The sequence below is a fragment of the Methylobacterium sp. WL6 genome (genome assembly GCF_008040095.1).
GTDB lineage: Bacteria > Pseudomonadota > Alphaproteobacteria > Rhizobiales > Beijerinckiaceae > Methylobacterium.
In genome coordinates this window covers 1-1,226 of the sequence record NZ_VRVH01000573.1, presented here as the reverse complement: position 1 = coordinate 1,226, position 1,226 = coordinate 1, and the positions used below count along the sequence as shown (strand labels likewise).

At 69.9% G+C, this 1,226-nt stretch carries 1 protein-coding gene and 1 pseudogene; both read right to left on the bottom strand.

Annotated features, from left to right (window positions below):
- The coding region (gene nrdR, locus FV230_RS28470) for a transcriptional regulator NrdR (RefSeq protein ID WP_147844744.1) at positions 1-444 on the bottom strand (444 nt) is incomplete at its 3' end.
- A gap of 137 nt (positions 445-581) precedes the next feature.
- Positions 582-1,226: pseudogene (gene glyA, locus FV230_RS28465) on the bottom strand (serine hydroxymethyltransferase); the annotation flags it as partial.

The window sequence follows — 1,226 nt, the reverse complement described above, 5'->3', positions numbered from 1 at the left end:
CGCCAAGGTGCCGAGCAGGTCCTCGAAGTCCTTGGCCTCGCGGAAGTTCTTGTAGACGGAGGCGAAGCGCACGTAGGCGACGTCGTCGAGGCCCTTCAGGCCCTCCATCACCAGCTCGCCGATCGCCTCCGAGGTGATCTCGGACTCGCCGCCGCTCTCGAGCTGGCGGGTGATGCCGCTGACCAGCCGCTCGATCCGCTCGGGGTCGACCGCGCGCTTGCGCAGGGCCACGCCGATCGAGCGCTGCAGCTTGTCGCGCTCGAACGGCACGCGCTTGCCCGAGCGCTTGAGCACCACGAGCTCGCGCAGCTGCACGCGCTCGAAGGTGGTGAAGCGGCCGGCGCAGTCCGGGCAGACCCGGCGGCGGCGGATCGCGGCGCCGTCCTCGCTCGGCCGCGAATCCTTCACCTGCGTGTCGGAGCCGCCGCAATAGGGACACCGCATCGGGCGGACCTTCTCATCGAGCCGGAAAGACGGCGGCCTCTCGGGAAACGAGAACGGCCGCGGATCGAGGCGATCCGCGGCCGTCTCTATCGTGTTGCAGTGCACGCCGGAAGGCTTCCCTTCCGGCGACGTCCGGATCAGCCGTAGATCGGGAACCGGTCGGTGAGGGCGTGGACGCGGGTCTTGACCGAGGCCTCGACCGCGGAATCCCCGGCCTCGCCGTTCGCCACGAGCCCGTCGAGCACCTCGACGATGAAGCCGCCGATCTGCTTGAACTCGGCGACGCCGAAGCCGCGCGAGGTGCCGGCCGGCGTGCCCAGGCGGATGCCCGAGGTGATCGTCGGCTTCTGCGTGTCGAAGGGGACGCCGTTCTTGTTGCAGGTGATGTCGGCCCGCGAAAGCGCGGCTTCCGCCGCCTTGCCGGTGAGGCCCTTCCGCTGCAGGTCGACCAGCATCAGGTGGTTGTCGGTGCCGCCCGAGGTGATGTCGTAGCCGCCCGACATCAGGGTGTCGGCCAGCGCCTTGGCGTTCTCGATCACTTGGCGGGCGTAGATCTTGAACTCGGGCTTCAGGGCCTCGCCGAAGGCCACGGCCTTGCCGGCGATGACGTGCATGAGCGGGCCGCCCTGCAGGCCGGGGAAGATCGCCGAGTTGAACTTCTTGGCGAGCGCCTCGTCGTTCGTCAGGATCATGCCGCCGCGCGGGCCGCGGAGCGTCTTGTGGGTCGTCGTGGTGGCGACGTGGGCGTGCGGGAACGGCGACGGGTGCACGCCGGCGGCGAC